This window comes from Pseudomonas viridiflava (genome assembly GCF_900602065.1).
Taxonomy (GTDB): Bacteria; Pseudomonadota; Gammaproteobacteria; order Pseudomonadales; family Pseudomonadaceae; genus Aquipseudomonas.
This window is the reverse complement of sequence record NZ_UWFN01000069.1, coordinates 1-352: the sequence shown is the minus strand read 5'-3', so window position 1 is coordinate 352 and position 352 is coordinate 1. Positions and strand designations below refer to the sequence as shown.

Here is a 352-nt window from a genome sequence, read left to right as displayed (position 1 = left end):
GCGCAGGCGTGTTGATGGCCCCGCCGGACAGCACGAAGTGTTTGGCGCGCAAGGTGATGCGGCGCCCGGTTGGCGCCAGGCCGGCGGCGTCCAGCGCCACGCAATCGAGCTGCGTCACCTGGTCTCCTTTGATCACCAGCCGCTCGGCGCGGGCGCGCGTGAGCAGGGTCGCGCCCAGTTCCAGCGCCGCCGGGATCGCCGTGACCAGCATCGACTGCTTGGCGTTGACCGGGCAACCCATGCCGTAATCACCCAGGTTGAAGCCGCCGCGCACATAGCGCGGGATCACGTGCCAGCTGTAGCCGAGCTTTCCGCAGCCTTTGCGGATCAAGTCGTTGTTGGCGTTCGGAGG

Annotated in this window: 1 protein-coding gene; it reads right to left on the bottom strand. The window is 68.2% G+C overall.

What is annotated here, in order from left to right; genetic code table 11:
* Positions 1–352, bottom strand: a 352-nt coding sequence (locus EE949_RS01035) for a GMC family oxidoreductase N-terminal domain-containing protein (RefSeq protein ID WP_206335686.1), incomplete at both ends; no start/stop codon positions are given.